At 28.7% G+C, this 24,171-nt stretch carries 20 protein-coding genes; 18 read left to right on the top strand and 2 right to left on the bottom strand.

The genetic code is table 11. The features are described from left to right. The first annotated feature begins 2 nt into the window (after window positions 1-2). From ACH36K_RS11945 to ACH36K_RS11895, 11 genes are all read left to right on the top strand, one after another. The gene (locus ACH36K_RS11945; protein ID WP_411167850.1) at window positions 3-989 is read left to right on the top strand and encodes an aldo/keto reductase; all 987 of its coding nucleotides are present in this window, start codon (window positions 3-5) and stop codon (window positions 987-989) included. Between the two features lie 31 nt (window positions 990-1,020). Continuing rightward, entirely contained in the window at window positions 1,021-1,401 is a 381-nt protein-coding gene (locus tag ACH36K_RS11940; RefSeq protein WP_411167849.1) for a MerR family transcriptional regulator, read from the top strand. Between the two features lie 953 nt (window positions 1,402-2,354). Next, on the top strand, window positions 2,355-3,380 hold the full coding sequence (locus tag ACH36K_RS11935) for a zinc-dependent alcohol dehydrogenase (protein WP_411167848.1): 1,026 nt from the start codon (window positions 2,355-2,357) through the stop codon (window positions 3,378-3,380). A 2-nt stretch (window positions 3,381-3,382) separates the two neighbouring features. Continuing rightward, window positions 3,383-5,347 (top strand): alpha-amylase, encoded by a 1,965-nt coding sequence (locus ACH36K_RS11930; protein ID WP_411167847.1) that lies wholly within the window; start codon window positions 3,383-3,385, stop codon window positions 5,345-5,347. 50 nt (window positions 5,348-5,397) lie between these two features. Then, complete coding sequence (locus tag ACH36K_RS11925; RefSeq protein WP_411167846.1) at window positions 5,398-6,516, top strand: extracellular solute-binding protein; 1,119 nt, start codon at window positions 5,398-5,400, stop codon at window positions 6,514-6,516. A gap of 89 nt (window positions 6,517-6,605) precedes the next feature. Beyond that, window positions 6,606-7,259 (top strand): dihydrofolate reductase family protein, encoded by a 654-nt coding sequence (locus tag ACH36K_RS11920; RefSeq protein WP_411167845.1) that lies wholly within the window; start codon window positions 6,606-6,608, stop codon window positions 7,257-7,259. Between the two features lie 72 nt (window positions 7,260-7,331). Then, on the top strand, window positions 7,332-7,991 hold the full coding sequence (locus ACH36K_RS11915; RefSeq protein WP_411167844.1) for an HAD family hydrolase: 660 nt from the start codon (window positions 7,332-7,334) through the stop codon (window positions 7,989-7,991). Window positions 7,992-8,048: 57 nt separating this feature from the next. Continuing rightward, window positions 8,049-9,467 carry an amidophosphoribosyltransferase gene (purF, locus tag ACH36K_RS11910; RefSeq protein WP_411167843.1) on the top strand — a complete coding sequence of 473 codons (1,419 nt, stop codon included), beginning with the start codon at window positions 8,049-8,051 and terminating at the stop codon, window positions 9,465-9,467. A gap of 72 nt (window positions 9,468-9,539) precedes the next feature. Further along, complete coding sequence (locus ACH36K_RS11905) at window positions 9,540-10,937, top strand: MATE family efflux transporter (RefSeq protein WP_411167842.1); 1,398 nt, start codon at window positions 9,540-9,542, stop codon at window positions 10,935-10,937. Window positions 10,938-11,074: 137 nt separating this feature from the next. Further along, window positions 11,075-12,193: an MFS transporter gene (locus ACH36K_RS11900; RefSeq protein ID WP_411167841.1), complete on the top strand. Its 1,119-nt coding sequence runs from the start codon at window positions 11,075-11,077 to the stop codon at window positions 12,191-12,193. Between the two features lie 152 nt (window positions 12,194-12,345). Then, window positions 12,346-12,684 carry a GNAT family N-acetyltransferase gene (locus tag ACH36K_RS11895; protein ID WP_411170692.1) on the top strand — a complete coding sequence of 113 codons (339 nt, stop codon included), beginning with the start codon at window positions 12,346-12,348 and terminating at the stop codon, window positions 12,682-12,684. 198 nt (window positions 12,685-12,882) lie between these two features. On the opposite strand, the gene ACH36K_RS11890 is transcribed toward ACH36K_RS11895, so the two are convergent. After that, entirely contained in the window at window positions 12,883-13,341 is a 459-nt protein-coding gene (locus tag ACH36K_RS11890) for an NUDIX hydrolase (RefSeq protein WP_411167840.1), read from the bottom strand. Between the two features lie 280 nt (window positions 13,342-13,621). After that, window positions 13,622-15,037 (bottom strand): DUF4317 family protein, encoded by a 1,416-nt coding sequence (locus ACH36K_RS11885; RefSeq protein WP_411167839.1) that lies wholly within the window; start codon window positions 15,035-15,037, stop codon window positions 13,622-13,624. Between the two features lie 436 nt (window positions 15,038-15,473). On the opposite strand from ACH36K_RS11885, the gene ACH36K_RS11880 reads away from it, so the two are divergent. The 7 genes from ACH36K_RS11880 (at window position 15,474) to ACH36K_RS11850 (ending at window position 23,990) form a co-directional block, all read left to right on the top strand. Further along, a complete protein-coding gene (locus ACH36K_RS11880) occupies window positions 15,474-16,001 on the top strand; it encodes a hypothetical protein (RefSeq protein WP_411167838.1) in 528 nt (175 codons plus the stop codon). Window positions 16,002-16,454: 453 nt separating this feature from the next. Beyond that, entirely contained in the window at window positions 16,455-18,344 is a 1,890-nt protein-coding gene (locus ACH36K_RS11875; protein WP_411167837.1) for an endonuclease MutS2, read from the top strand. A gap of 347 nt (window positions 18,345-18,691) precedes the next feature. Then, complete coding sequence (locus tag ACH36K_RS11870) at window positions 18,692-19,519, top strand: helix-turn-helix domain-containing protein (RefSeq protein WP_411167836.1); 828 nt, start codon at window positions 18,692-18,694, stop codon at window positions 19,517-19,519. A gap of 277 nt (window positions 19,520-19,796) precedes the next feature. Next, window positions 19,797-20,732: a DUF5692 family protein gene (locus tag ACH36K_RS11865; protein WP_411167835.1), complete on the top strand. Its 936-nt coding sequence runs from the start codon at window positions 19,797-19,799 to the stop codon at window positions 20,730-20,732. Window positions 20,733-21,000: 268 nt separating this feature from the next. Continuing rightward, on the top strand, window positions 21,001-21,462 hold the full coding sequence (locus ACH36K_RS11860) for a hypothetical protein (protein ID WP_411167834.1): 462 nt from the start codon (window positions 21,001-21,003) through the stop codon (window positions 21,460-21,462). 406 nt (window positions 21,463-21,868) lie between these two features. After that, complete coding sequence (locus tag ACH36K_RS11855; RefSeq protein ID WP_411167833.1) at window positions 21,869-22,531, top strand: response regulator transcription factor; 663 nt, start codon at window positions 21,869-21,871, stop codon at window positions 22,529-22,531. Between the two features lie 142 nt (window positions 22,532-22,673). After that, the gene (locus tag ACH36K_RS11850) at window positions 22,674-23,990 is read left to right on the top strand and encodes an ATP-binding protein (protein WP_411167832.1); all 1,317 of its coding nucleotides are present in this window, start codon (window positions 22,674-22,676) and stop codon (window positions 23,988-23,990) included. The last annotated feature ends 181 nt before the right edge of the window (window positions 23,991-24,171 follow it).

The raw sequence follows: 24,171 nt of genomic DNA, 5'->3' as shown, positions 1-24,171 counted from the left end.
TTATGAAAAAGAGAAAATTAGGAAATAGTAATCTTGAAGTTTCAACTATTGGATTAGGATGCATGGGAATGAGTCAAAGTTACCCTCCTTTTCCTGAAAAAAGTGATATGATATCTTTAATTCATTCAGCCATAGATTTCGGTGTAACTTTTTTTGATACAGCAGAAGTTTATGGAGCATATACAAACGAAGAATTAGTTGGGGAAGCATTAAAACCTTACCGTGATAAAGTAGTTATTGCCACAAAATTTGGTTTTAATATTCAAAATGGTAAATCAGTAGGGGTAGACAGTCGTCCAGAAACAATAAGAAAAGCAGTTGAAGGTTCTCTTAAGCGTTTAGGAACTGATTATATTGATCTTTTATATCAACATCGTGTTGATCCTAATGTACCAATTGAAGAAGTAGCAGGAACTGTCCAAAGGTTAATAGAAGAAGGAAAGGTGAGATATTGGGGCCTTTCAGAAGCTGGTGCGCAAACAATTCGTTGTGCTCATTCAGTTCTTCCTGTAACTGCTATTCAAAGTGAATATTCTATGTGGTGGAGAAAACCAGAGAATGAATTACTACCAACGCTTGAGGAACTTGGAATAGGATTTGTACCATTTAGTCCTTTAGGAAAAGGATTCTTAACTGGTGGAATTAATAAAGATACAAAGTTTGAAAGCAATGACTTTAGAAATACAATTCCACGTTTCAATTCAGAAAATCTTTCTGCAAATGAAGCTCTAGCTGAATTAGTAAAAAAGATTGCTAAGGAAAAGAATGCAACACCAGCACAAATTGCACTATCATGGGTACTAGCTCAAAAACCTTGGATTGTGCCGATTCCTGGAACTAAAAAGCTTGAACGTTTAAAGGAAAATATAGGATCAGAAAATATTAGGTTCACAGTAACAGAATTAACTGAGATAAATGACGCACTTTCTAAAATTAAAATTATAGGGGAACGTTATCCAAAAGAACAAGAAATATTAACTAGATTATAAAGCAAAAGTATGTGTTGAAATTGGAGAGATAATGATGACAATAAAGGAAGTATCAGAATTAACAGGAATATCAATAGATAATCTTAGGTACTACGAGAGAATCGGACTGATTCCTCCAGTTCCTAGAAAAGAAAATGGGATAAGAGATTTTGATGAGATGTCACTACATTGGATAGATTTTGCTATGAAGTTTAAAAGAGCAGGGATGCCTTTAGAAGCAATTATTGAATATATGAGATTAGCTAGATTAGGTGATTCTACAAGGGAAGCAAGAAAGCAAATTTTAGAAGAGGCAAGAGATAATATTATAAGAAAGATTAATGAATTACAGAAAACTTTAGATTTTGCAAATTATAAGATAAACGATTTTTATGGTGATTGTTCAAGTGAAATAGATAAACTTGTTAAGTAAAAAGAGGATAAATAGCAAATTTTGAATGTCAACTTCTAAGAGGATAAATAATTAGGTGCAAGTGGAGCTGCCGTACAAAGAAATTCAACTACAATATAGTGTATAAGTTATTTTATTAAATAGCAATATATTGTGTTTGTATCTTTTAGTACGGCAGCTTAATTTTTTTTCAATAGTTTGTAAAATATTAATGGAAATAATCATACAAATAAAACAATAAACTGTTGAAAAAGCATTTCAAATTTTACATTTATGCATAAGAATCAATGAGGGTAAGAAATGAATTATTAATGATAATTTTGTAAACAATTATACATGTCAATTATTAGTTAAATATACAATTATATATCGAAAAATAGAAAGTTAACATAATTTCAATAAAATAAAAGGATTACAAAGGAAAAATTGTAAAAAAAAGACAAAAATATTAGGAATATATTGTAAAAATTTACAGTATAAATTTAAAGTTATAAGAGTTATAATTAAAAAGTGGTTAAAAAAGACAAACATAGAAGTATGAGGGAAAATTTAATAAGTGTAAGATAAGTATATTTACTTATTTAGGTTATATTGTATTGAAGATTCCTACTGATATGTTTTAGCTATGAGCAAAGCTTAAAGATATTAGTATTTGATATAAAGTGATACTTTTCAGGTAAAATTTTATATCTTAAGTAAATTAAGTTGGACTTGGTTGATGACTATGATTTCATAAAGATATTTGAAGTATGGGTATGATTTACCCTTTTATGCAAGCGCTTGCTACCGAAGAATTAAAATCTTTAGAGATTAACGAGATAGTTTCATCAAGTTGTGTAATACATGTATTGATATAATCGTAATGATTTAGACAAACATTTATCTTTAAGCATTGTTCTTGCGAAATGTTATACTGCACTGATAAATTTATAGATTCAGCTTTAAAATTTTGCGCCTTGAGCACATGGAAAGGAATGATAGTTAATATGAAAGGATTAATTATTAACAAAAACAGAGAAATTGATGTAATGGAGGTTAATGAACCACAAATATGTTCTGAATGTGACGTCAAAATTAAAGTCAAGTATTCAGGAATATGTGGTACAGACTTGCAAATGTTAAAAGGAAACCTAGAATGTACATCTGGTATTATTAGAGGTCATGAAGCAGTTGGTATAGTAGTAGAAGTTGGTACTAATGTAAAAAATGTAAAAGTTAATGATAGAGTAGTTATTGATCCTAATCAGTATTGTGGAAAGTGCCATTATTGTAAGAATGGTCAAACTAATTTTTGTATAGGTGATAATGGCAAATTAGCTATTGCAGGAGTAAATAAGACTGGGTTATTTGCAAAATATTTTGTATGTGATGAAACTTTTGTTCATAAAATACCTGATAAGTTAAGTTTTGGAGCTGCAGTATTAGTTGAGCCATTAGCTTGTGTACTTCATAATATTAAAGCTGCAAACATACAGCCAGAAGAATCAGTACTTATAATAGGGGCTGGACCAATGGGAGTACTTACCCAAATGGTTTGCAAAAGAATAGCAAGGTTAACTGTAAGTGTTGAAAAGAATGATTTTAGAAAAAACTTTTCAAAAGAAATAGCTGATTATGTATACTATCCAGAAGAACTAACAGAAGAAGTAAGAAGAATAAATATGGATAGGAAATTTGATGTAATTATAGACTCTGTAGGAAACCAAATGGAATTGTGTGAAGCTATGATAGAAAAAGATGGAAGAATTGTTTTATTAGGAATTGATCCTTCTTACAATTTTAAATTTAATCCTGCTTATTATCAAGGTAATGGTATAAGAATAATAGGTGCTGGTGAATATAATTTATTATTCGAAAAAGCTATAAAATATGCAACTAAATTAAATGGCTTGGAAAAACTAGTAACTAAAAAATATCCTATAGAAGATGCGAAAGAAGCATTTGAAGAATTATTAGCTAATAATATGGAGTCTATGAAAACTGTTTTTGAATTTAAGTAAAAATGAAAAAATGGAGAGTAGAAAAAATGAAGAAAGTAAGTAATTTAAACAAAATAGATGAGTTCATAGAAAGTCAAATGGAAAAGAAAAAGTACTTGATATGGATGCCGAAAATTTGGAATACTATACATTTTGAAAATATATTATCTGAAAGCGAAGATGAAATCCAAGTAGATGCATATGAATATATTTCTATACTACTAAAATTTCTAAAATCGCAAAATTATGAAATGCCTTTGAATAATGATTTTAATAAAAGTTCAATATATTGTTCTCTAGTTAGGTATTCAACAGCTTGGGATTATAACCATGATGGAAAATTAGAAATGGGAACCTTTTTGAGATTTTTTATATTGTTACCTATGCTAAAAAAAATAGGAATAGATATATTATATTTATTACCTATAACAGAATACAGTGACTTATATAAAAAAGGGGATATTGGAGGTCCTTATGTAATAAAAAATTATTTTAAGTTAGACAAGAATTTACATGATGAGATGTTAAATGAAATGGATGATTTCTCTATAGACAATGAATATGCTGCATTAGTAGAAGCTTGTCATCTTTTAGGCATAAGAGTAGTAAATGATTTTGTTCCAAGAGTTACTGCACGTAACAGTGACATAATAAAGGATCACCCGGACTGGGTATATTGGATTAAAAAAGAATATTTAGATGATTTCAAAACACCACAGATACCCGAACTAGGATTTTTTGAAGAGTGTACACATGATAATTTAGAAACAATATATAAGTCTGAAGAAACTAAAATGCATCTAAGAAAATTCTCTCAATCACCGGATATATTAAACCCTAGTTTATGGGAAAAATTAAAGGCTCAATCAGAAGAAACAGGGGAAGATTTATTGTTATTAGTTGAAAAAGAAATGAAAATAACAACTCCACCTGCACATTCAGATTGGGTAAATGATGTACAACCAATTTGGACAGACATTACTTTCTTAAAGATATATAAGGATGTATATCCAGAAGTTAAAAAGTTTTTAAATGATGATCAACCACCATATGTTATGTTTGATACTATAAAAGCTAATAAGTTTCCAGGAATAGAGCCAAATTATGGATTATGGGAGCTTTTTGAAGAAGTTATGCGTTACAGCATTACAGAATATGATATAGATGGAATAAGAGTTGATATAGGACATACTATACCATCAGTACTATTAAATCATTTATTTGATGTAGTAAAGGAGTTAAAGCCCAATGCTATATTCATGAGCGAGGATTTATTTAATAAAAACCATGAAAAAGCTTATGAAAGTGGTTATAACATAATGCTTGGCAGTGAATGGCTAGAAATGTCTAGATTAAATAAAGAGAATTTAACTAATTTTTTAACAGAATTACAAAACTTGAAGCTTCATATATTCGGGTGTGCTGAGACTGCAGATACTCCAAGAATAACAACGAGGAATGGTGGAATTCAATTAGCTCGTTCAATTGCAGTATTTAATATGTTTTTACCTAACGCAATTCCGTATGTAACTACAGGGGGAGAAGTAAATGAAGATGAACCTATAAATTGTGGATTGGCGGATAATACAAATGGATCAGAAATACCAAGAGCCTTTTTTAATAAAATGAAGATTAAATGGACTAACAAGAATGCTAATGGGATGCTTAATTTATTGCAGAACTTAAAAGAGTGTAAAAGCAAATATTTGCATCTATTAAGTTCAGAACATTTTGAAATTTTAAATTCTTCAGATGAAGTACTAATATATGCATATAAAAATATCGATAAAGCGCTAGTAGTAGTATTTAATTTAAATATGGCTGAAGAAAAAGTAATAAAGCTAAATGAATCAATCAACTTTGCAAAAAATCCTAAGATTGTTGCAAATAGTGTAGAAGATGACCAAAGGAAAGTGTTAAACAATGAAATTGATAAGCTAGAAGCTGGACAAGTTATTGTTTTAGTTAATGATTATCAAAGCAATTAAAAATATTCCATAGAGAATTAATAATATTAAAGGATAGTGAGGAATGAGAAATGAGTATAAAAGATAAAAGTGAAGTAATAATATGGCATGAATGTGATGGAGAGGCAGATTTAACAGCAAATTTGCTAGAAGATGTAGCTAGAGAACTAAGTGAAATAACAAACGTAAATTATAAAATAGAAATCATGAATATAGTGGAGTATATAGAAGCTCTTACAAACATTCATAAAACAAAAAAAGGTCCACATTTAGCACTGATACCATCAGATTTAACAGCATTTGCAGAGCAAGGATTATTTTCTGATGTGCCAGAAGCATTACTTCAAGGTTATGTGAACAAGAAGACATGTGAAACAATGAGTTATAAGGGTAAGCAATATGGTGTACCTATAATAGGAGGTAACAATGCAGTTGTTTATTATAACAAAGAATTAGTAAAAGATGTTCCGATGGATTTTGAAGATTTAAAGAGAATGAAGGAAAATTTAAAAAAAGAAGGAATTGCTCCAATAGCTGTTGACCTGGAAATACCTTATTGGTTTATACCATTTTTTTCTGCTTTTGGCGGATGGCCAATTAAAGATGAAAATTTAGATTTAGATTATGAAGCATTAAAAGAAACATTTTCATTTTTAAGAGAAGCAATACATGAAGGTGTAATTGTTCATTATAAGGCAACAGATGCTATGCTAAAAAATTTCATTGATGGGAAAATAGCATGCATGTTAAATGGAGAATGGGTATATAGTTACTTATCTAAAAAATGTGAAGATAAACTAGGAGTATGCTTAATGCCTACTATAAAAGGTAAACAAGCAAAAGTAGCTACATCTACAGTAGGATGGGTATTTCCTTGTAAATCATTAGAATCTGAATATAAGAAACCTATAATGGAATTTATTAATTACATGATAAGTGATGAATGCCAATTAAGATTATTTAACGAAGTGCACAGGTTGCCTGCTAGTAAAAAAATAATTAAAGAAGTTGAAGAAAATGCATCTGAAAATATAAAAGGTATTTTGAAACAACTTAATTTTAGCGAAGGTATCCCAGTAGATTTAAAAATGAGAGATATATGGGATGATATAGAGCTGGGATTGAGCATGGTGAAAGATGATTCAATTTCAATTGAAGATATAGTTAAAGCTGTTCTTCATCAAAATTAGTTAAAATAATAATCAGAAGTATTTAAAAAAGAATTAGTAGCTAATAAATATGTTTAATATTCAACTAATAGTAGAGGAGGGGTAGATATATGAAAGTAACACTTTTTAGTCAAGTATCAATAGATGGAAAGTTAGCATTAGGATCAGGAAATTCTAGCAAGGAGTTATTTAACCTTTTAGATGATGATGATAAAAGATTTATTCATGAGTTTAGAGGAAAAGTCGATGGGATAATGGTTGGTAAAAAAACTATAGATATAGATAATCCATTTTTGACTAATAGATATGAAGAAAATAAAAGCCCAGTAAGAATAGTACCAACAAGTACAATGGATTTAGATTTATCTTCAAATATTTTTACTGATAGTGAAAAGACAATAGTATTAACAATAGAAGAACAAAAAAATAACCCAAAAGCGGACTTAATAAGAGGTTTAGGAAAAGTATGCGTAGTTTTTGGAGAAGATAAGGTTGACTTTAAGAAATTCTTTGAGTACTTAGAAAAAGAATTTAATATATCAAGTATAATGCTTGAAGGTGGTGGATATTTAAATTGGACACTTTTTGAACAAGATCTAATAGATGAAATAATACTTATGCAATTACCAGTAATAATAGGTGGTTACAATAATACTTCACTTGTAGATGGTGATGGATTCAAAGACTTAGAGGATATAAAGAAATTTAAACTTATAGAATGTAAACCAAGAAAAAACTATAATTTATTGAGATTTGAAAGATAAAGAATAATAGCAGAGTCTTATAGTTTAAATATATATTAATTTTCAACATAGTAGTTGAGGGGGTGATAAATAATGAATAGACAAGAGATTAAAGCAGTTATTTTTGATATGGATGGAGTTCTTGTTGATAGTGAACCTGTGTATTTTGAAATAGAAAGATATTTATTTTCATACTTTAATGTAAATGTATCTAAAGAGCAACATCAAGCCTTTGTTGGGACTAGTATAGAAGATATGTGGGAAAAGATTATAAAAGATAATAACTTAAAGGAGAACAAAGAGGTGATAGTAGATTATCATAAAAATTATGTTATAAAACATATGGAGATGTTGAGTAAACTATCATTAACAAAAAATGTAAAAGAACTTTTGGAGGATCTAAAAAGAAAAGGCATAAAAATTGGATTAGCTTCATCATCGACAAAACAGTTAATAGATATAATTTTAAATAAGTTAAATATAAGAGATTTTTTCCAAGCTATTGTTAGTGGAGATGAGGTTAAAGAAAGTAAACCTAATCCAGAAATATTTATAAAAGCAGCGCAATTTTTAAATGTGTCACCAAATGAATGTGTTGTAATCGAAGACTCATCAAATGGAGTAAAGGCAGCTAAAGCTGCAGGGATGAAGTGTATTGGTTTTTTAAATCCTCATTCAGGTAATCAGAATTTAGAAAATTCAGATATGATAATAAGTGAATTTTCTAGCATAAATTCATATTTAGACATTTAAATATATATTTGTATTTTTGTACTTATATTCAAAAGTATTAGAGAGAAGGTAGTAACAATGACTTTAGAAATAGACGATAAATTTAAAGAAGAGTGTGGAGTTTTTGGAGTTATAGATTTCAGTAAAGAATTCAATTGCAGTGAGTTAACTTATTATGGGCTATATGCACTACAACATAGAGGTCAGCAAAGTTGTGGAATAGCTGTATATCTAGAAGATAAGATAAAATATTTCAAAGAGGTAGGCATTGTAAATGAAGTATTTAATGAAGATTTACTTAATGAGCTGAAAGGCAGTTTATCTATAGGCCATGTTAGATATGCAACGAGTGGGCAAAATTTAAGTATAAATGCTCAACCTTTTATAATTGCTAATGAAGAAAAAAAATTTGCAATTGCTCATAATGGGCATATTTTAAATATAAACAATTTAAAAATTCAGTTAACTAAGTATAAATTAAAGACATCAACAGACTCAGAAATATTAGGATATATGATATTAAGGGAGCATGAAAGGGGCATATCAATAGAGAACAGTATATTAAATATAATGGATAATGTAAAAGGAGCATATTCATTGGTTATAATGGCGAAAGATAAACTTATAGGAGCAAGAGATCCTTTAGGTATGAGACCTCTTTGTATTGGTAAATTAAATAATTCATATATCATAGCATCAGAAAGTTGTGCTTTAGATTCTATAGGAGCAGAATTTATAAGAGATGTAGAACCAGGAGAAGTGGTTACTATAGATAAAGATGGGATAAAAAGTATAAAAAAGCCAGCAAAAAAGGAGAAAAAGCTCTGTATATTTGAATTTGTCTATTTTGCAAGAGAAGATAGTAAAATAGATCGCATAAGCGTTTATAAAGCAAGAGAAAACATGGGAAAAGAACTAGCAAAATTATTTAAAATAGATGCAGATCTAGTTATAGGGGTACCTGATTCTGGAATACCAGCAGCACTTTCTTATGCTAGGGAAAGTGGTATTCCATATGGACAAGGCTTTGTAAAAAATAAATATACAGGAAGAACCTTTATACAATCTACTCAAAGTGAAAGAGTAATGTCTGTTAGAATTAAGTTAAGCCCAATACAAGAAAATGTAAAAGGAAAAAGATTGATATTAATAGATGATTCATTAGTTAGAGGGACAACATTAAAAGGTATAGTTAAACAATTAAAAGAAGCTGGAGCAAAAGAAGTACATGTTATAGTTGCAGCACCGCCTATAAAGTTTTCATGTTTTTATGGAGTAGCAACATCAAATAACAAAGAATTAATAGCTTCTAATAAATCTATAGATGATATAAAAAAATATTTATCAGCAGATTCGCTAAATTTCATTAGTATTGAAAGTTTATTAAAATCTGTTGAAAAACAGAATGATAAATGTGGATTTTGTACAGCGTGTTTTGATGGAGAGTATCCGCATTTAGAAGAAGTGCAAATTGATTTAAATCCGAAAATTGGGTAATTTTTAAATTCTTATAATAGTAAGTAGTGCAATATGCACTACTTACAAATAAAGTGAAAATGAGGAGAAATTATGATTGAAAAAATTTTTAAAAAAAATAAATATTTAAGCACTATGTTAGCAATAGCAATACCAGTTTCTATTCAAAGCTTATTTCAAGCTTCTTTAAGTATTATTGATCAAATTATGGTAGGACAACTGGGACAAGATGCAATTGCAGCTGTAGGACTAGGATCAAGATTTCCAAATATTTTTATAGTAACTTTAAATGCTATTGGTGCTTCAACTTCCATTATGATATCCCAATATTGGGGAAAAAAAGATAAAGAAAATATAGCACGTTCCTTTGGTGGAAATTTATTTTTTGGGCTTGCTATAACTTTAATATTTTCTTTGTTTTCATTTGTATTTACAACTCAAGTATTAACTTGTTATACAAATGATCCTAAAATAATTGAGCTAGGAAGTGAATACCTTAAGATTACTGCAGTTGGGTATATACCAGTACTTCTAATCACTATGTATTCATCAGTTTTAAGAAGTACAGATCATGTTAAATTACCTATGTTTGCAGGAATATTTGGAATAGTGATGAATACTTTACTAAATTATATTCTTATATTTGGTAAATTTGGATTTCCTAAAATGGGGATACAAGGTGCAGCTTATGCTACCACTATAACTAGATTTTTAGAAGTTTTGGTTCTTTTGGGATGTATCTATTTAAAGAAATATCCAGGAGCATTTAAAATAAAACAAATTTCTGATTTATCATTTGATTTTTTAAAGAAAATTATGATAATAACTACTCCAATATTAATAAATGAGTTCTTTTGGGCCTTAGGTGAAACAATGTACTCTACTGTATATGGAAGAATAGGTACAGCACAAGTTGCGGCAATGACATTAACATTTCCAATACAAAGCTTCAGCATTGGATTATTTTCAGGAGTCAGTGTTGCAGCAGGAATTATGATAGGGAATAAGCTTGGTAAAGATGAAAATGATGAAGCATTTAAGTATTCACGAAAGTTTGTTCATTTAGGTATTGTTGGTTCAGCAATATTTGGAGTTTTATTAATTTCAATATCTAAGTTATATGTAATTTTATTTAATGTATCTAATGATTTAAAGGATTATACAATAAAGTTAATAATTGTGTTTGCATTAGTATTATGGATTAAGGTTTCAAATATGATAATAGGTGGTGGGATCTTAAGAAGTGGTGGACAAACTAAGTATACATTATATTTGGATATGTTTGGAACATGGGGAATAGGAGTTCCAATGGGATTTATCTCAGCATTTATCTTCAAACTTCCTATTGAATGGGTTTATTTGCTAATTTCTAGTGAGGAGCTTGTTAGATTAATTATTGGACTAAAATTAATGTATTCAAAAAAATGGATGGCAAATATTACTGAAAAAGATGTAACTAAATCAGCAAAACCATCTATTACGGAATGCTAATATTAAAGTTAAACTTTTAATAAAGTTTCATCATGTTCGTATTTAGATTTAAGTGAGATGTTCAAGTTTTAAATGTAGGATTTTTATTTTGCAGAATATATAAGTGGTATTGTCAAAACATAGAGCATGAAAAAGAAATGAGGGATATTAAAATGCGAACTAAATTAAAAATTAGCGAGAATTACAATCATACCATTTATGCTTCATTTATTGGTTATATTGTACAGGCAATTATCAACAATTTTGCACCGCTGTTATTTTTAACTTTTCAGAAAGAGTATAATGTATCATTGGACAAGATTGCCTTACTTATTACATTTAATTTTGGAATTCAGTTGCTGGTGGATTTGTTATCTGCAAGGTTTGTTGATAAAATTGGATACCGTATATCCATTGTGAGTGCACATATATTTGCTGCTACTGGGTTAATTGGACTTTCGATTTTGCCGACACTTTTCTCTAATCCTTTTGTTGGTTTGCTTATAGCAGTTATGCTGTATGCAGTTGGAGGTGGTCTCACTGAGGTATTGGTTAGTCCAATTGTGGAGGCGTGTCCAACTGAGCGAAAAGAAGCAGTGATGAGTCTGTTACATTCTTTTTACTGTTGGGGACAGGCAGGTGTTATTCTATTATCTACTATTTTTTTTATTGTATTTGGTATTTGGAACTGGAGAATACTTTCCGTTATCTTGGCGATAGTTCCGTTGGTGAATGGAATTTACTATACTATTGTACCTATTCATACATTAGATAAAGAAGAAGGTCTAAGTATTAAGCAACTTATGAAGAAAAATATTTTCTGGAGTATGATTATTTTGATGATATGTGCAGGAGCATGTGAACAATCCATTAGTCAGTGGGCATCAGCTTTTGCAGAGTCTGGACTTGGTGTGTCTAAAACAATAGGTGATTTGGCAGGACCATGTACATTTGCTATTCTTATGGGAAGTGCCAGGGTATTTTATGCAAAATTCAGCAATAAAATAGAATTGCAGAAATTTATGATGCTAAGTGGAGGCTTATGTTTTATAAGTTATTTAATGGTTTCCCTTTCACCATCTCCAATATGGGGATTAATTGGATGTGCGCTAAGTGGGTTGTCAGTAGGTATTATGTGGCCAGGAGTATTTAGTATCTCGTCTGCCAGAATTAAAGGGGGAGGAACAGCAATGTTCGCCTTGCTTGCTTTAGCAGGAGATTTGGGATGCTCGGCAGGAACCAAGCTTTGTTGGATTTGTTTCGGAAAGCTTGAATAATGACTTGAAAAAAGGGATTTTGGCAGCAGCTATTTTTCCTGTAATACTCATTGGAGGACTATTATTCTGTAGAAAAACAGGGAGCTGATGTAAAAGTAATTAAATAAATTTTATTAATAGAAAAGCACAATCTGAGTTGAACTGTCCTATGTATACTTGATAGAGGAAGTTCAGTTGGATTGGTGCTTTTTCTCTTTATTAGTGAAATAGTTTTATCAGGAGAATATTTTATATTTATTCGAGATAAAACTTACCACGGAAAAGGAGTGGGGACTTTTGTAACAAAACAAATTGTCAAACTGGGGTTTGAAGATTTAGGGCTTAATAGAATAATGCTTACTGCCTTTGAAAAGAATATAGGAGCAATTAAAGCATATACTAAGGCCGATTTTAAGATAGAAGGTGTCATGAGGAAGGCATTTTATAGGGATGATGAATTCAATAATAAAATCATTATGTCAATCTTAAAAGAAGAATGGAGTAATTCATAACCTTATGTGTCAAGGGAAGTTTCCAAAAGGAAGATAGTTGGTCAAGAGACTGGATATAAAATTCTATTTCAAGGAGGTGAAATGGGGTAAGAAGGTTTTGATTCATACTTATATGAAGTTCAAAGCTTATATATTATGTTAGGTGCTATGCAAAGGAAGAAAATCATTTATATGGATACCCAATTCATAATCAAAAATTTATCTTTCACTTAATACTTCTAATGCTTCATTAGCCATTGTCAAAATATTATGCTGAATATCATATGAGTTTTTCAAATCTTCTTTATTATACCATTTTAGTAAATTAGATTCTCCATCTCTTGGCATTGTATCAAAAGATTTTGCAGTTGCATAATAAACAAAGTCTATATGATAATGTTCTGGATTTATCTCACCTAAAATTGTGTGCACGGGATTTATTAATAATTTTTCTCCTACCAGTTCGCATGAATTTTTAAGTTGATTATTTATTGGATTGTATAGAGTTATTTTTAAACCTGATTCTTCTTGCGCTTCACGAATACATGCCTCTTCTGGCAATTCATTCAATTCTATATGCCCACCTAAAGGAAGTATTTTTTTAGCCTTTTTATGTAAATGTAATAATACTTTATCTTTATATACTATAAATACGGAAACTGTAAAATGTCTATCCATGTTTATATTACCTCCTTAAAATTGTTTGGTAAATAGTTCACAATATTTTTCAATTGTCTACTTATTTAATTATAAACATTATTTACGTTATATTCAAATAATGGAATCCAATTATATAAAAATCCAGTATTTATAAATAGGTATGCTTTATTCTGACTTCACAGATTAGTTGCGTAATAATATTTCTTAATCTATCTATAGCGCAAAGTACACAAACTTGTTGATAAGAAAGGGAAAAGAAAATAGCAAACTTTCTTTTGAGTTTGCTATTTTATATAACTTAAATTAAATCATCTAAGCCATTAACTGTAGTTTGTTCATTTTCATTAATAGGAATAACTATGCATTTTTGGCCATCAATTATTTGAGATTTTATTTGAGGTATTTTTTCAGGTTTTACTTGAAGTATAACATCATAATCAGGAGTAGTATTATTATCCTCTGAATTTATATCTTCAACTTTCTCTAAGTTAGCTTCTAAAGTTTCTTCTGAATCAGTTTCAGAAACTTCTTCTAAAATCATATTATTATTAGTACCTTCTAAACTATCATCATTATTTGCTGGATTATCATAATTACTTTCTCTAGATAGAAGAGCTTCATTATCTACAGCAGCCTCTTGTTTAAGTTGCTCAAGTTTAGTTTGAAGTATTTCTACTTGTTTTTCAAGGCGTTCTTCCTTTTTTCTTTGTTCATTTGCCTTAAGTGTTTTTACATCAATTAAATTTTCTGCTAAAGGAAGATCATCACCAAAGGTTTCTACATAAGATTTTTCAATCTTAGTAGTAATTTCTTCAGGAACTCCACTATCTATTAAAAGGTTTTGTATTTCCTTCTTTGTTAAGGTTATAGGTTCACAATCTGTATCATCATATATAGAATTGTATTCTTCTATCATATTATTTAGATTTTCTTGTACTTCCATAAAAATCTCATCGGCCTTCTTTTCATCAGCACTAAAGGAATCTTTAATAATTGATTGGAAGGTTTCTTTTTGTATAGTAGCAGTTTGTTTTGAATAACAACCTAAAGAATTTTCCATTAATTCAGGATGTGTATCCTTTGCATTTTTGGTGTAATACATAATAGAGTTAACATCTGAACTACGATCAATAAAAGCAGGAAACACAAAGCCATTAGTTGGGGAATCAACCACCCAATCTCTAATACGTGCTTTTATTTTATTTTCTTCTTCAAAGTATCTAAGACCAGGTTCTGAAAGTGAAACAGGACATATTGCACATAACACATATTCATATACTTCTTCAGATTCATCTATCTTTGCATTATCTTTAGTTTTAGTAATAACATCATAAGCGTCATGAAAAACAAGTATTAAAAAGTTACCAGTATAATCGTAATTATATATAATTGATTCATAAAAATCATCAAGAAGAGCATCATCCTTTAATTGACTGTTTTTAAGCTGCATAAGAGAAACTTGTCTTTCATTTATATAATCTTCATTAATTGGAAAGTTAAGTTCTAAAATATTATTCCCAATAGTTCCAGATAGTACTTTTTTAGCAATTTCTAAGTATTTAAAGTATTCATCCTCATCTAAATTAAGAAATGTTTCTCTAAATTTTAAAATAATATGTTTTTCTCCATTAACATAGCAACCACACATTTTAGTGAAGGTACAATGATCTTTTTTTAAGCGTCTTTTTAACTCAAGTATATCTTTTTTTCTCATATATAAACTCCTAAATCTAGTTTTTTATTTGTAGGTATTAATTATAATCAAACTAATTATCATATTCATTTCAATTATTAAGTTTCTGAAAGTCAAATCAAAGATTTGTACACTTACTTAAGTATAATATTTTTTTTACATTAATTAAAGGTTTAATTAGGGGAACTTAAAGCAGATGGAATACAAACAATAATCATTAGATCTTCTTTTAATAATTATGCATATAAAGAGAAAAGAATAATAAAATTTGATAGGTAACTTTTATTGTTCATTGAATTTGGTATATTATATAAATAGCTTTCTTTAGAAAGTATTGGAAAAAATATTTCTATTATTAATTATTATTGATAATGGAATAGTAATATGGAAAAATAGAAATATACCTAATTGGTTAAATAATACATTTCTATAAAAATGAAAAGGATGGGGAATTAAAATGAAAAAGATAAAAATAGTTTTAATTATTATGTTATTCATTAGTATAGGAGTACTAGCATTCTATTTCATTCCAATGAGTATAACGCCAAAGGTTCCTTTAACAAGTGAAGATATTAGTATAAAAGTTGAAAGAGCTTCAGGAAATACAGGACCAGTTTTTAAAGTAGGTGAGGATAAAGCTAAACTTAAAGAGATATTAAAGGAAAAGTATCCAGATAAAGATATAGATCCACATTATATTGAATTAAGGGGAAACTTACCATATGGAGTGGTAAATGATCCAATATTATTGGGGAATTATGTAGTTCATGGTAAGATTGTTTCACCAGATGGTGGTGAAGAAAAAAGTGCAATAATTGATGTTAAATATTCAGATGCAAAGATTGCAAGATTTTTTAGAGATGATTTACCAAAAAATGGAAATGAAATATTATATGTATTTGTTGCATTAGTAATTGTGTTTATATCAGTAATACAATTACTCTTAATTAGTATTACAAAAAGAGCGAGTAAAAATTATAGGTAAATAATATGCCAACCTTTACAATTTTTTAGGAGCTAACGGAGCTGGAAAAACTTCAATCTATATAATTCTATTTATTATAATGAAAATAACAGTATAATAAATAAATATATCCTAAAATAAAGTTGATAAAATATGTATTTTTACATATAATGTTTAATAGATAGATTTCAAATAAAGAGAGGTATTTTTGTGAGTGTTTAGTATCTAAAATAGTAACTTAATATTAATTCTAAAAAATTAAGGTGTAAAAGACCTTTAATTGTTATGGAATTAATCACTATTTGAAGATACGAGTCCACGAAACTACTTTGGGGGTATTACCCTTATTTATGTTGCGATTTAAGCTGTGGAGTATCCATAGCTTTTTTTATTTTATAATAAATAACTATAAATTCAAAATGAAGTCTATCTATGTTTCGTTGACTTGAATAAAGTTAAGGAAGGAATTTAGAAATGGATAATACAACGTTAGAAAAATTACACTACAATCAATTAAAGGAAATAGTTAAAGGATATTGTGCCAGCGGTTTAGGGAAATTCATAATAGATAAATTAGAACCAAGTACTAATATAAAGGTAGTAAATAGAAGATTGGATGAAACCTCTGAGGGAAGAACACTTTTAGATGCTTCATACAATATACCTTTTGATGGAATATTTAATGTAAGTCCACTTATAGATAAAATGGAAAAGGGTGCCTCATTAGATCCAGAGGATTTAAGTATGATGGCAAACTTTTTAAGAGGTTGCAGAAAGCTTAAAGTATTTATGAAGGATAAAGAAGGTTATGCCCCTACTTTAAGTTTATATAGCAATAATATAACAGATTTAAGCTATATAGAAGAGGAAATAAATATATCAATAGTAGGAAATAGAATAGATTCCAATGCTTCAAAGGAGCTTAAAAAAATAAGAAGGCACATTGATATATGTGAAGGGAAAATAAAAGAGAGACTTGAAAGGTTCTTAAAAAATTCTGAAAATAAACAATATATACAAGAGTTTTTTATAAGTCAAAGAAATGGAAGATATACCATTCCTATAAAAGCTGCCTTTAAAAATCAAGTTGAAGGTGCAATTATTGAAACATCATTAAAGGGTAATACCGTATTTATAGAGCCAAATGTAGTAGGTAAATACACTTCTGAACTAGCAATTTTAAAAGCTGAAGAGTCTATAGAGGAATATAAAATATTAGCTACTTTAACAGAAATGTTATATGAAAAAATAAAAGAAATTAAAATTAATGTTGAGATAATATCAGAGTATGATATGATTTGGGCAAAAGCGAAATATAGTAAAGATATAGACGGTATAAAGCCTAAGATAAATGAGCATGGTTATATAAAAGTAGTTAAAGGAAGCTATCCTTTAATTAAAAATGGAGTACCATTAGATTTTGAAATAGGAAAGAATTATAGATCATTAATTATAACAGGACCAAATGCAGGAGGAAAAACAGTAGTGTTGAAAACTTTGGGAATGTTAACTCTTGCAACACAATCAGGCTTTCATATAAAAGCTAAGGAAGGTACAGAAATTTCTATATTTAATAAGATATTTGTAGATATAGGAGATAATCAAAGTGTAGAAAATGCTTTAAGTACTTTTTCATCTCATGTAAAAAACTTAGCTTATATAATAAAAGAAAGCAATAAATCAACATTATTATTATTTGATGAAATTGGTAGTGGAACAGAGCCAAATGAGGGAGCAGCTTTAGCAATAGCTATCTTAGAGGAATTGTATCATAAGGGATGCATAACAGTAGCGACAACTCACTATGGAGAAATTAAAAACTTTTCAGATCAACATCCAGACTTTGAAAATGCAGCTATGGAGTTTAAAAAGGAAACCTTAGAACCTTTATATAAGCTTAATATAGGAAAGACAGGAGATAGTAATGCTCTTTATATATCAAAGAAAATGGGGATTTTAGATAATATAATTGAAAAAACTAGAAGATATATAGAAAGTAAGAACTATAATTATGAACTAATAAAGGATAGCAAAATTAATAAGAAAAAGGATTTTGAAGAGGAAAGCGTAGAATATTATGAATTTGCTGTAGGCGATAAGGTTCTTTGGCTAGATAAGAATGAAAGTGCCATTGTTTATAGAGAAAAGGATAAGTATAATAATGTAATTATTTTATTTAACAAAGAGTTTGTTGAGGTAAATTATAAGAGATTAAAGTTAGAAATTAAAGCCTCAGAACTATATCCAGAGGGATATGACTTAAATCAATTATTTGTTGCTTATAAGCAAAGAAAATTTAATAAGGACATAGAGAGAGGGTCTAAGAAGGCTTTAAGGGAAATTAAAAAAGGTCACTTGAAATAATTAAAGCAAACAATATAATAAGTGAAGCTCCAAATCTATGATTTAGATAGCTGGACTTACTCCTATGAACGAATGTGAATAGAAGGTTCCCTTAAATAAATACGAAAAAATGCTTTAGCCATTGATATTATTTGGCTAAGGCTATTTTTATAACTTAAAATACCACACAATATAATAAGTAGATTGAGAATGTGAAGCTAATATAAAAAATATGCATTAAAATTTTATTAAGCATATATGAATACTTGTAAATACAGAGGTGCAACTGATGGTTGACAAAAAGAAACTGATAGTTGGTAGATTAAAATATGGTAATTATGTATAATTTTTTTATGGAGGTGAAGTAATTGAGTTTAGCTGAAAAATTACAATTATTAAGAAATAATAATAGACTATCTCAAGAAGAATTAGCAGAGAAATTAGGGGTATCAAGACAAGCAATTTCAAAATGGGAGTTAGGACAATCAATACCAGATTTGAAGAAGTTAATAGCAATAGCTGAACTGTATAATGTAACTATTGATAGTTTAGTTAAAGATAGTGATGAATTTGATATTTTACAAAGTAATGAAATAAGTAATACAGAAGAACATGAAGCAGAAAAAGTAGATGATAAAAAAACACAGGTAGTTATTAATATAAATAGAAGGTCTTCAGTGGAATATGAATATAAAAGTAAGAGAATATTATTTGGATTGCCACTTGTTCATATTAATATTGGAAGAGGTTTTAAGAAGGCAAAAGGTATAATTTCAGTAGGAAATATATCATATGGAATAATATCAGTAGGTTTTATATCTTTTGGGATTTTAAGTTTTGGTTTTTTATCTATTGGATTAATTACGTTTGCTCTTTTATCAATAGGATTATTATTAGCAGTAGGGGTTATTTCTTTAGGAACTTTTTCAATTGGGGCAATAGCGATAGGAGTTTTTTCCCTTGGTGCAGTATCAATAGGAAAATATGCAGTAGGCGCAGGAGCTATAGCATCAGACATAGCAATAGGAGATTATGCAAAGGCTAATATAGCTATAGGAAATAAGGTAGAGGGAGTAAATACACTACCATTAGATACTTCAATGGAAGATATAAAAAATTTAATAAAACAAGAATATCCTAATTTAAGTGAGTGGGTTGTAGATATAATTAATTTTATAATTTCTAGGAAAGTATAAAAGTTTAAACTTTTGAAAAGGTGATTATATAAGGCTTTTAGTAATTCAATGTAAATAAGTATATTTAATTTATACTTTCCTTACCTTCAGTTTGTAAGTGGACATATGTAAGTTTGCGTTTACTTGGAGCGGATCGATGGAATAAGTAAACTTACATATGTCCACTTTTTTATTAGGCTCTGTAAGCAGAAAATATTGATATGAAAGTAACTTTTTGTTCTAATTTCTATTAGTAATTAATAAATTAAATAGAAGTTAGAATTTTGGAGGAATTAAAATGGGAATTTTATATGAAGTTACAAGTTTTACAGGCTGGGGAATTTGGTTTTTTGTATTATTTTCACTAATGGCATTTAATGAGCTTGCTCGTTCTAAGAAGTGGGCAGGAATAATATTGTTTTTAGTAGTTCCAACAATATTAACTATTTTTGTATGGCCTCAAACAGCAGCACCAGGAAATGAATATGGAACTGGAAATTGGTTTAACTGGGTGAAAGCTTATTCGGCCTTAGCTGGGTGTTTAGGATTTATGGCTATTAGATATATACCTTCCTTAGCAAAAAAGAAATGGATGTTATTGTTTCCACCATTGATTTTAGCTATTAATATCATGGAAGCCGTAATACGTGACTTTCAATGTTTTTCATATGGTGCATGGGAAGGCACATATATAAATAATCTTTGGGTTATGTCTGGCACTTGGAATATCATGAATGGTATTGCAGGAATGCTTAATATTATTGCTATTTGTGGATGGTTTGGAATATATGTGTCAAAGGATAAGACACAAGATATGATATGGCCAGATATGATATGGCCATGGATTATTGCCTATGATTTATGGAATTTTGCATATACCTATAATTGTATAGCTGATCATTCCTTCTATTGTGGACTAGCATTATTAATTTCATGTACAATACCAGCAATCGTTATTAAAAAGGGGGCATGGCTACAGCATAGAGCACATACTTTAGCCTTTTGGGCAATGTTTTCATTAACAGTACCTCAATTTGCAGATAAGATTGCTCCAGTTTCAACTACACATAATCCTACAGTCTTTTTTGTAGTTAGTCTACTATCATTAATAGCAAATGTAGCCCTTGTTATTTATCAATTTAGAAAAATATTTAAAAATAAGATTAATCCTATTAAAGATGAAATATATACTGATACAAAAGCATATAAGAAAATTATGGCTGAGAATATATAATTAAAGAAATCATAGTTTTTTAAAATAATTTAATAGTAAAAAAGCGAGGTTGTTAGATATAATTACAACCTCGCTTTTAGTTTTAAAGTGGATTAATAAAAAATACAATTGTGAAGATTATAAGTTTGAGAAAATTGATGTAGAAGACGAAAGTCATGTTAGATTTTAAAATTCATTTGGTGCTAGTATAAAATATATTGACTATTTATATAAAAAGTAATAAAATAGTTTGCATAGGAACTAATTATTGCGAACGGAGATGATAGTAATGGAACTATTAGAAAAATTTGAGATAAAAGCTAATAAAAGAACACTTTTTATACTAGGAGGAGTTTTATGGGGCATTGCTGGAGGCAATGTATTAAATCTTGGTGTTCAAGATCTATTTAGAAATGCGAAAAATCCAATTCCCTTTTTAATTATTTCTTCTATAGTTTTCTTTATTTTTTATAACTTTATATTTAGCAAAATGGTAAAGAAGCATATGGTGAGAATAATTAATAGTACTTTAGGTAAACACTGTGTTTTTTCATTTTTTGATTTTAGATCATATTTAATTATGGCATTTATGATAACATTTGGAATATTATTAAGAACTTCTGGTATAGTAAACCCTATATATCTTGGAAGCTTTTATATAGGTTTAGGACTTGCATTATTCTTTTCAGGGATATTATTCTTATTATCTGGAGTAAACTTTGAGAAAGCAAAGTTAAAATATACAAAATAGATAAGTTAGTAAATATGAATATTTTATGAGAGAAAATCAAATAAATTAAAAAAGTGGCATGAAATAACCTTTTGGGCTTGGTAATGATGCCACTTTATTTTTTATTATCAAAAGTTGCTTTCAAGGTAGCTTGTTTCTGGCGCTTTAGTGGTTTAGTCTTTTATGATAATGTGCAATTGTACAAATATAAAATTTTTGATATTATTAAGATATTAAAAATAGTTTAGGGAATAGAAATATATCAGTGAATTAAAAAACTACATAAGTAATATATAGTTTGTTTTACCGTACATAGTAGCTTTAAAAGTTAATATCTACGGTATTTTTAGGTATAATATTAAAATCTCTAACTTCACAGAAAAAACACAATTATACTTTATAATAATGGATATAGGAAGGTGAAAAAATGAATGAAAGGATACTTGTAATTGAAGATGATTTAGATATACAAGAAATAATAAGTGAATTTTTATGTGCAAGTGGCTATGTTGTTGAAGTTGCTGGGGATGGATTAATGGGCATTGAGAAGTTTAATTCAGGTAAATTCGATTTGGTGATTCTTGATATTATGATTCCAAAGATTGATGGCTTTGTTGTATGCGAAATTATTAGAAAGACATCTAAGATACCAATAATAATGTTAACTGCTTTAGAAGAGGAACAAGATCAAATAAAAGGTTTTGAATTAAAAGTAGATGATTATATAACGAAACCTTTCTCAGTTAATCTTCTAATTAAAAGAGTTGAAGCAGTACTTAGACGAACAAAAGCAGTAAATGATGATGTAAAATTTAGTTTTGAAAATATTGTACTAGATGCTAGCTGCTTTAAGGTTTGGGTAGGTGGAAAAGAGATTGAACTTACAGCTAAAGAGTTTGATATGCTAAAAATTTTTATTAAAAATAAAGGTAGGATTTTAACAAGAGAAGTGTTATTAAATCAATTATGGGGTTATGATTTTTATGGGGATGTCAGGGTTATTGACACTCACATTAAAAACTTAAGGTGCAAGCTAAAAGTTGATTATATTAAAACGATTAGAGGTGTTGGCTATAAACTTGAAAAATAGTACAAAAAAAAGCATTACTTTTAAAATTTTTAAAATTACATCTGTTTTACTAATTATTTCAACTTTATGCATCTATTTAATATTATATTTTTTACTACCGAGCTATTATTATAAATATAAAAAAAATACTATAGAAACTGGATTGAATAAGTTAGAAGCCACTGTTTCAAAGCTTTCAATTAATGATGCTAAATATTACTTTGATGAGTTTAATGCTAAATATACTGTTAGCTTGAGTATACAGGATAGTTTAGGAAGGCTTGTATACATACCATTTAATTTGATAGAAATGTCTGTATTAGATCAAGGTAATGTAAATAATACGTCTCAATCCATGAGTACATTCCAAACAGGTAGCGTTTTTATTTCCGGTAATAATCAACATTCCTCTACCTATGGGATTTCAAAACAGATAACTTTTTTAAATGATAATGAAAGCTACACTATGAATGTTATAGTACCGCTGCAGCCAATAGATGAAGCTTCGAAGGTTATTTTTAATTTACTACCATTAATTGGCCTTGTAGTCCTTATTATATCAGTTGTGGGAGCCTTTATATATTCAAAAATAATTACTAAGCCATTACTGAAAATAAACAATACAGCCAAACATCTGGCCGCTTTAGATTTTGAAAAAAGCTGTGAGGTAAATAGTGATGATGAAATAGGAGAAATTGCCTTAAGTTTAAATGAATTAGCTTCTAATTTACAGTATACTATGAATGAACTCAAAAATACTAATTTGAAACTTTTGGATGACATTGAAAGAGAAAGAGAGATTGAAAGAAAAAGAAGAGAGTTTACTGCTACAATTTCACATGAATTAAAAACACCTATTACAATAATAAAAGGGCAACTTGAAGGTATGCTTGGAAATATAGGAGTTTATAAGGATAGAGATAAATATATGAATAGATCTTTAATAGTTTTGCAGGATATGGAGTCAATGGTAAAAGAAATACTTGAAGTATCAAAACTCGAAGATAATGGGTTTAAACCACAATACACTGAAATAAATCTATCATATCTAGTTAATAATTGTATTGAGAAACTCATTTATATTGCAAATGAAAAGTATATAAGTTTAAATCTAAAAATATCTGAAGAAGTTTATGTTCAGGCAGATGAAAAACTAATTAAAAAGGCAATAACTAATATTATTAATAATTCTATTATACACACAGCAAGAAATGAGAAGGTCTTTATAAACTTGTGGATAGAAAAAGATGAGGTAGTGTTAACTGTTGAAAATACAGGGATATATATAGATGAAACTGAATTTGAAAAGATCTTTAATCCTTTTTATCGTATAGAAAAATCTAGAAGCAGAAGTACTGGAGGTACTGGTTTAGGATTATATATTGTAAAGACGATATTTGAAGCTCATGGAATAGAGTATAAAATGAGCAATACTGATTCAGGAGTTTGTTTTAAAATTATATTTAACAGAAGCAATTAAGCTTCTGTTTTTTCTATTCTTTAGGAAATTATAAAAAATTTACCCTGTCAATAACTTTTTATAATTTCCATCCTTCAGTTTTGAAGTTCACCTATGTAATTTTGCGTTGACTTGGAGCAAAGCGACGGAATAAGCAAAATTTACATAGGTGAACTTTTTCATTTTAAAAACACCTAGACTT

Origin of the sequence: Clostridium sp. MB05 (assembly GCF_046581255.1) — a bacterium.
Taxonomy (GTDB): Bacteria; Bacillota; Clostridia; order Clostridiales; family Clostridiaceae; genus Clostridium.
Note: the sequence above shows the minus strand (reverse complement) of the source record. Positions and strands in the feature narration are given on the sequence as shown.